The following is a 7,440-nucleotide window of genomic DNA, read 5'->3' as shown; positions in this document are numbered from 1 at the left end:
GCCGCGACCGCCTCCTGCTCCATGCGATTGCGCTCCAGCCGCGCATCGACCAGCCGCACCGTCTCGCGCAGCGTGGGATGCGCCAGGCCGAACTGTGCCGCCAGGCAGTGCACCAGGCTGTCGACGCGCTCGATGTGGCTGGCGCCGCCGAACAGCGCCCGTGCCGCCGACGAGGGCTTCTGCAGCGAGGCCGCGGCGGCCGCGTATTTCTCGAACGGCACCAGGTCCGCGCGCTCGGCGCCGAGGCGGCAGCACAGGTCGGCCACCCATTCGTAGATCTCGCGCGAGAGCGCCAGGTCGCCATGCACTGCCTGCTGGATCGGGATCATGCCGTCGGCGCGGATGCAGCGGTAGTTGCCGGTAACCAGCATCGGCCACTTCGCCAGCGGCACGAAGAGCGACTCGTGCACCTTCAGCCGCACCGGCAGCTCGATCGCTTCGCCGTCGACCGTGAAGCGGGCCGCGTCGATATCGGCTTCGAGCTGCCGCAGCAGCGCCGTGTGCGCATCGTCCTGGAAGCGCGCCGCCTTGAAGTTCGTGGGCAGGCCCACCTGCAGCACGTTCTTGCCCTCGCCCACCGGACGGAAGGCCTGCGGATCCGGACTCGCGAGCGTCACCAGCGCCGGGTCGAAGCCCTCCCACAGCGCCGCATCCCGGTAGCAATGCTGCAGCCGCGCCAGGTCCAGCGACTCGATGCGGCGCAGGTAGGCAAGCGGCGGCATGTTCATGATGGCCAGGCAGGGCACGCGGGCGCGGGCGAGCCGCCGCATCAACTGCCGCACGGGCGGCTCGGCGTACTGCGCTTCCTGCATCGCCAGCACGGCGAGGTCGAAGCCATTCGTCGGCACGTCCTGCGGCGCGGCAGCGGTGATCGACCCGGGCAGCTCGGCGGAGCGCACCTCGACGGCGCCGGTGCGTCCCTTGACCGGAAAGCGCACGATGGTGCCCTCGCCGTTGATCAGTTCGGCCGTCCCGGCCGTGCACACGAGGCACACGCGGTGGCCGGCGAGGGCCAGCTTGGTCGCGAGCAGGGACCCGTAGGAAGCACCGAGGATCAGGATGTTGGACATGGCATTCTCCAGAAGTGGACCGGTGGCAGGACGCCAGGACGTCCGCATTGAGTTCATTCTGGGCGCGTTATTGGGGTAAATTTCACTCAGGAAATTTCACTACGTCAATTTCACAGGAGCTGCCGCCATGGCCCAGCACGCGCGCAACACGCATTTCCTCGGCAGCAAGCTGCGCGCCCTGCGCAAGACGCATGGCCTGACGCTGGAGGAACTGTCGGCGCGCTGCATCCAGGTGGATGCCGGGCGCGCGCCCTCGGTCTCCTACCTCAGCATGATCGAGAGCGGCAAGCGGGTGCCTTCCCACGAAGTGCTCGCCCTGCTGTCGTCGCTGTTCCAGCGCGAGCCGGGCTGGTTCCTCGATGGCACGCAGGCCGACGAGCCGAGCACGGCGCTCACCCGTGCCGGTGGCGCGCCACCCGTGCCCTTCGAGCCGGCCTTCCTCTTCTCGCGCGACTTGTTGCAGGCGGCCATCCCCGAGCTGCTGGCGCAGACCGGCACCACGGGGCGCCAGTTCGCGCACCTGCTGATCCGCTCGCACCAGGAGATCTCGCGCAACGACTATCCGGACCTGGAGCGCGCGGCGGACGAAGTGGGCGAGCGCCGCTTCCCGCTCTCGGTCGACGACCTCCTGAAGCTGTGCGCGCACCACGGCCTGAAGCTGCACTGGTTCGAGCGCCAGGCGGTGATGGTGCGCGACCGCGACACCGAGCTGCGCAGCATGCTGCGCTCCTTCTACGATGCGCCGGGACAGATCTACCTCAATCGCGCGCTGCAGTCCGATCCCGCGCGGCTGAAGTTCGACCTGTCCGGCCACCTCGCGCACAAGGTGCTGCACGGTGGCGACGGCCTGAAGTCGGCGCACGCCACCGGCGGCCAGGTCGGCGGCAGCCCCAGCGGGGTGACCGGCGGCCTGAGCCCCGAGGACGTGCTGCATGCCTGGCGCGACTTCGAATGCAGCTTCTTCGCCAGCGCGCTGCTGGCGCCCAAGCAGGCGTTTCGCCGCTTCCTCACGCGCGAGTCCTATCGCATCGAGGCCGGCGACAAGATCGAGCTGACGCCGGCCGTGATGATGCGGCGCATGACCAAGGTGTCGCCCTATCCGTACTGGCACTACTTCGACGCCTACCCGCCCGGTTACCTGCGCACCGTGTACCGGGGCAACGGCATCCCGCTGCCCTGGGGCAACATGACGCAGGTCTCGGACCCCTGCCCGCACTGGGCCGTGTTCCGCATGCTGCACCACACGCGGGGACCGGCCAGCGGCTCGCAGATCTCGGTGCTGCGCGACGGCGATCAGTTCCTGCTGTACGTGTGCCACTCGCGCCGCACCGAGGACATGGCCGGCAACCCGCACGTGCTGTCGGTGGGCATCGACCTGGTGCCGGCGCTGCGCTCGCACACGAGCAACGCCGACCGCCTCGTCGACAGCATCGCCCATGCCTGCCTGCAGCAGCATGGCGAAGCACTGGTGCCCGAAGAGGCGGCGGCCGCCATCCGCGCTGCCGCCAAGGTGCTGAACATCGCCTGGATCCCGCAGGCGCTGGAGAAGCCCGCGCGCATCATCTGCCCGCGCAGCACGCACTGCCCGCGGCAGGAGCACTGCGACGGCTCGTCCACGTCGCGCACGCGCGAGATCGCCGAAGTGCAGCAGGAGATCATCCGCCGCAGCACGCGGCGCAAGGCCGCGTGACCGGGCGCTAGGGCGTTGGCGCCGCCGGCGGGATCAGGCCCTCGCGCCGGAGTTCTTCCCACACGGCGGCCGGCACCGTGGTGGTCATGAGGCGCGCGTTCTCCTGCACCTTGCGCGCGTGCTTGGCGCCGGGAATGATCGCCGCGACCACCGGATGGGCGGCACAGAACTGCAGGGCGGCGGAGCGGATGTCGGCGCCGTGGCGCGCGCACACGGCGGCAATGCGATCGCGCTTGGCGACCATCTCCGGCGGCGCCTCCCGGTACTCGAAGTTGCGCCCCCCGGCGAGCAGTCCGGAGTTGTAGGGGCCGCCCACCACGACGTGGACGCCGCGCTCCGCGCACAGCGGAAACAGGCGATCGAGCGCCGGTTGATTCAGCAGGCTGTAGCGGCCCGCCAGCAGGAACACGTCGGGGTCGGCCTGCTCCAGCGCGCGGATGCAGGGCTCGGTGAGATTGACGCCCAGGCCCCAGCCGAGGATCACGCCCTCCTCGCGCAGCCGGGTCAGCGCGCGGAAGGCGCCGGTGCGAGCGAATTCGAACTGCTCCTCCCAGGCATCGCCCAGGTGGTCGGCGGCGAGGTCGTGCACGAAGGCAATGTCGATGCGCGCCAGGCCCAGGCGCTGGCAGCTGTCCTCCACCGAGCGCAGCGCCGCGTCGTACGAAAAGTCGGACTGCACGCGGAACGGCAGGCCCTTCACGAAGGGCGGGTTCTCCGGCGACGAGGCGTCGGGGCGCAGCAGCCGGCCCACCTTGGTGGACAGCACGAAGGCATCGCGCGGATAGCGCCGCAGCACATGGCCGAAGCGATGTTCGGACAGGCCGCTGCCGTAGTGCGGCGCGGTGTCGAAGTAGCGCACGCCACTGTCCCATGCTGCCACGAGTGCGGCCTCGGCCGTCTCCTCGTCGACGACGTCGAACATGTTGCCGAGCGGTGCCCCGCCAAAACCGAGCGGACCGGGTGGAGCGAAGTGAGCCATGGACCTACCTGCCTTCAGTACGAAACGGTACTGCATTTCGCTGGCCACGGGAAAACCCCGAAGGGGAATCGCAGTTGCTTATCTACATTGTGGACGCTCGATCCACTCTATGGACACATCCATGCCGACCGACCGCGTCGATCAGGAGCCGATGACGCCCTACCAGTACCCGAATCCGCGGGAGGCGCTGCCCGAGATCGTGGTGCCCCATGCCATTCCGCAGGACGAGCGCGTCTGGGTGCCGCAGGCGGAGAACGTCTCGTTCCGGCCGCTGTGCCTCAATGTCAGCCAGGGCTATTGGATGAACCTGCTGCGCGTGCGCAAGTCGGGCGTGCTGAGCCGTCATCGCCATCCGCAAGCCGTGCACGGCTTCGTGCTGAAAGGCCGCTGGAAGTACCTGGAGCACGACTGGGAAGCCACCGAAGGCAGCTACGTGTTCGAGCCCCCGGGCGAGACGCACACGCTGTACGTGCCCGAGGACGTGCCGGAGATGATCACCTACTTCCAGGTCAATGGCGTCATGTACTACACCGACCCCTGGGGCAACGGCATCGGCTACGAAGACGTGTTCACCAAGATCGACATGTGCCGCAAGCACTATGCGGCCGTGGGCCTGGGCGCGGACTTCACCGACCAGTTCATCCGCTGACGCGCCAGCGCGTCGCAGCTTCCGGCGGCGCCGCGTGCCGCCTCTTTCTCACCACCACAACAAGCCAGGAGACCTGATGTCCATCCATGCCACCCGCCGCGCCTTCGCGGCCCTTGCCGCCATCGGTGCCCTCGCCGCCTTCGGCGTCACCGCGGCGCACGCGCAGAGCGACTATCCCAACCGCCCCATCGAACTGGTCGTGCCGTTCCAGCCGGGCGGCGGCACCGATGCGCTCGCGCGCTCCTTCGCGGATGCCACGCGCAAGTACATGACGCAGAGCATGGTGGTGGTGAACAAGGCCGGCGGCAGCGGTGCCATCGGCTGGCAGGACGTGATCTCCTCCAAGCCCGATGGCTATCGCCTGGCCGTGGTCACGGTCGAAGTCACCACGCTGCCGCACATGGGCATCGGCAAGTTCACCTACGAAGACTTCCAGCCGATCGCGCGCCTGAACGCCGACCCGGCCGCGATCACCGTGCGCGCCGATGCGCCGTGGAACACGATCGAGGAGTTCCTGGCCGCCGCGCACGCCAAGCCCGGCACGGTGGCCGTCGGCAACGCAGGCCCCGGCTCGATCTGGCACCTGGCGGCCAGCGCGCTGGAGGAGAAGACCGGCACGAAGTTCAACCACGTGCCCTTCCAGGGCGCCGGTCCGGCGGTGCTGGCCCTCATGGGCGGCCACATCGACGCCGTCGCGGTGAGCCCCGCCGAAGTCACGACCTACATTGCCGCCGGCAAGATGAAGATGCTGGCGGTGATGGCCGACCAGCGCGTGAAGAACTTCGAGAAGGTGCCGACGATGAAGGAACGCAACATCGACCTGAGCATCGGCACGTGGCGCGGCCTGGCAGCGCCGAAGAACACGCCGCCGCAGGTGATTGCCTACCTGAAGAACCTGGCGCAGAAGGCCTCGAACGAACCCGCTTTCCGCGAAACGCTCGACAAGCAGAACCTCGGTTTCGCCTATGCCGACGACGTGCAGTTCAAGCAGGCGATGGCGCGCGACGATGCCTCGTTCAAGGTGCTGATCCAGAAGCTCGGCATCAAGAACTGAAGCGGCCATGACCTACGAGTCCGGACTGTTCAAGGGCAAGCGCGCGCTGGTCGCCGGGGCCACCCAGGGCATAGGCGCGGTGATCGCCAATCACCTTGCCGCGCTGGGCGCGCAGGTGACTGCGCTCGGGCTCGGCGAAGGGGACGGCACGCTCGCATCGGCCGTGGCCGTCCGGCAGGCCGACGTGACTGCGCAGGCGCAGCTCGATGCGGTGCTGGCGGACATCCCCGAACTCGACATCGTGTTCAACTGCGCCGGCATCATCAAGCGTGGCGCGGAGCACGATCTCGCCGTGTTCGAGCAGGTGCTGGCGGTGAACCTCACGGGCACCATGCGCGTGTGCACCGCGACGCGCGAGAAGCTCAAGGCGCGCCGCGGCTGCATCGTCAACACGGCGTCGATGCTCAGTTTCTTCGGCGGCGGCCTGGTGCCCGGGTATGCGGCCAGCAAGGGCGGCATCGCGCAGCTCACGAAATCGCTGGCGATCGCGTATGCGGCCGACGGCATCCGCGTCAATGCGGTGGCGCCCGGCTGGATCGCGACGCCGCTGACGCAGGCGCTGCAGGACGACCCGGCGCGCTCCGGCCCCATCCTCGCGCGCACGCCGCTCGGGCGCTGGGGCACGCCCGACGACGTCGCCCGCGCGGCCGTCTTCCTGTGCACGCCGGCGGCCGCCTTCATCACCGGGGTGATCCTGCCGGTCGATGGCGGCTACCTGGTAACGTGAGGTCATGACCAGCGCTGCCGACGATGACGAAGAGGCCGCCCTGCCCGGGCAGCCGCAGGTCGCCGGCACCGCATCCTTCTCGAAGTTCATGCACGTCCTGCAGCTGGTGGCCGACTGGCCGCCCGCCGGCGAGGGCCCGAACGTCACGGCGCTGGTGCGCGCCAGCGGCTATCCGCGGCCGACCGTGCACCGCATCGTCGCCGCGCTGCTGGCGGAGCGACTGCTGGTGGCAGCGCCGCCGCATGGACTGGCCCTCGGGCCGCGCCTGATCCAGCTGGCCAGCCAGAGCTGGGGACGCTCGGAGCTGCGCGTGATCGCCGCCGAAGAACTCAAACGGCTGCGCGATGCCACCGGCGAGACCGTGCACCTGGCCATCCCCAATGGCAACAGCATGGTCTACATCGAGAAGCTGGAAAGTCCCAGCGCCGTGCGCATGGCCTCGCGCATAGGCACGAGCGTGACGCTGCATTCGACGGCGGTGGGCAAGGCCTACCTGGCCGCCCTGGCCGCCGATGCCCTGGAGCCGCTGCTCAAGACCGTCGCGCTGCGCCCCTACACGGCCAACACGTTCACCGAACGGGCGGCGCTGCGCAAGGACCTGGCGCTCACGCGCCAACGCGGGTACGCGATGGACCAAGAGGAGAACGAGGCCGGCATCTTCTGCTTCGGCGCCGCGATTCGCGGGCACCGCGGCGCGCCGGTGGCCGCCATCAGCGTGAGCACGCTGCTGTTCCGGCAGAAGCAGAACCCGGAGCAGGCCTATGTCGCGCCGCTGCTGGCGGCCTGCGCAGCGATCTCGGCGCGCATCGCCGAGACGCCCTCCCTGTCTTCGGCCGACCTGCTCTGAGCGGGCAATCCCGTCCTGCGGCGGTCATGGCAGGATAGTGTCCACGGCGCCCTCGCGTCGCAACGATCCGGCCCGGCGCCGGGAAGGATGAAAGCATGCGCATTCTTGTCGTCGGTGCCGGCGCGACCGGTGGCTTCTACGGGGCACGGCTGCTCGAGGCCGGGCGCGACGTGCACTTCCTGGTGCGGCCGGCGCGCGCCGCCGCCCTGCGCGAGAACGGGCTGCAGCTGGTGAGCCCGCAGGGCGATGCCACGCTGCATCCGCCCGTGTGGACCGCGCCCGAGATCAGCGCGCCGTTCGACCTCGTGGTGCTGGCGGTCAAGGCATACGGGCTGGAACAGGCCATCGAGGACCTCGCGCCCGCGGTCGGACCCGCGACGCTGATCGTCCCCGTCCTCAACGGCATCCGCCACATCGACCTGCT

Annotated in this window: 8 protein-coding genes; 6 read left to right on the top strand and 2 right to left on the bottom strand. The window is 69.4% G+C overall.

The window, feature by feature from the left end; all coding sequences use genetic code 11:
- Positions 1–1,070 (bottom strand): hypothetical protein (locus JWP60_RS06165; RefSeq protein ID WP_299787854.1); only part of this gene is annotated, 1,070 nt, incomplete at its 3' end.
- 127 nt (positions 1,071–1,197) lie between these two features.
- On the opposite strand from JWP60_RS06165, the gene JWP60_RS06160 reads away from it, so the two are divergent.
- The gene (locus JWP60_RS06160) at positions 1,198–2,760 is read left to right on the top strand and encodes a DUF3612 domain-containing protein (RefSeq protein WP_299787851.1); all 1,563 of its coding nucleotides are present in this window, start codon (positions 1,198–1,200) and stop codon (positions 2,758–2,760) included.
- Between the two features lie 7 nt (positions 2,761–2,767).
- Here JWP60_RS06160 and JWP60_RS06155 read toward each other — a convergent pair whose 3' ends face one another.
- Positions 2,768–3,739, bottom strand: a complete 972-nt coding sequence (locus tag JWP60_RS06155) for an aldo/keto reductase (protein WP_299787848.1) — start codon at positions 3,737–3,739, stop codon at positions 2,768–2,770.
- Between the two features lie 121 nt (positions 3,740–3,860).
- Here JWP60_RS06155 and JWP60_RS06150 point away from each other — a divergent pair, with 121 nt between their 5' ends.
- The 5 genes from JWP60_RS06150 to JWP60_RS06130 all read left to right on the top strand — a co-directional run.
- Positions 3,861–4,388, top strand: coding sequence for a 2,4'-dihydroxyacetophenone dioxygenase family protein (locus JWP60_RS06150; protein WP_299787845.1), 528 nt, complete (start codon positions 3,861–3,863; stop codon positions 4,386–4,388).
- A 76-nt stretch (positions 4,389–4,464) separates the two neighbouring features.
- Complete coding sequence (locus JWP60_RS06145; RefSeq protein ID WP_299787842.1) at positions 4,465–5,442, top strand: tripartite tricarboxylate transporter substrate binding protein; 978 nt, start codon at positions 4,465–4,467, stop codon at positions 5,440–5,442.
- A gap of 7 nt (positions 5,443–5,449) precedes the next feature.
- A complete protein-coding gene (locus JWP60_RS06140; RefSeq protein WP_299787839.1) occupies positions 5,450–6,169 on the top strand; it encodes an SDR family oxidoreductase in 720 nt (239 codons plus the stop codon).
- A gap of 4 nt (positions 6,170–6,173) precedes the next feature.
- Positions 6,174–7,016, top strand: coding sequence for an IclR family transcriptional regulator (locus JWP60_RS06135; RefSeq protein ID WP_299787836.1), 843 nt, complete (start codon positions 6,174–6,176; stop codon positions 7,014–7,016).
- 95 nt (positions 7,017–7,111) lie between these two features.
- Positions 7,112–7,440: 2-dehydropantoate 2-reductase N-terminal domain-containing protein (locus tag JWP60_RS06130; protein WP_299787833.1), on the top strand; the 329-nt coding region annotated here is incomplete at its 3' end.

The organism is Ramlibacter sp. (assembly GCF_028291745.1).
Classification (GTDB): Bacteria; Pseudomonadota; Gammaproteobacteria; order Burkholderiales; family Burkholderiaceae_C; genus Ramlibacter.
This window is presented reverse-complemented; position numbering and strand designations above follow the sequence as displayed.

Coding starts and splice junctions, on each gene's coding strand:
- JWP60_RS06155 (WP_299787848.1), bottom strand. CDS start 3,739: ATGGCTCACTTCGCTCCACCCGGTCCGCTCGGTTTTGGCGGGGCACCG.
- JWP60_RS06160 (WP_299787851.1), top strand. CDS start 1,198: ATGGCCCAGCACGCGCGCAACACGCATTTCCTCGGCAGCAAGCTGCGC.
- JWP60_RS06145 (WP_299787842.1), top strand. CDS start 4,465: ATGTCCATCCATGCCACCCGCCGCGCCTTCGCGGCCCTTGCCGCCATC.
- JWP60_RS06150 (WP_299787845.1), top strand. CDS start 3,861: ATGCCGACCGACCGCGTCGATCAGGAGCCGATGACGCCCTACCAGTAC.
- JWP60_RS06135 (WP_299787836.1), top strand. CDS start 6,174: ATGACCAGCGCTGCCGACGATGACGAAGAGGCCGCCCTGCCCGGGCAG.
- JWP60_RS06140 (WP_299787839.1), top strand. CDS start 5,450: ATGACCTACGAGTCCGGACTGTTCAAGGGCAAGCGCGCGCTGGTCGCC.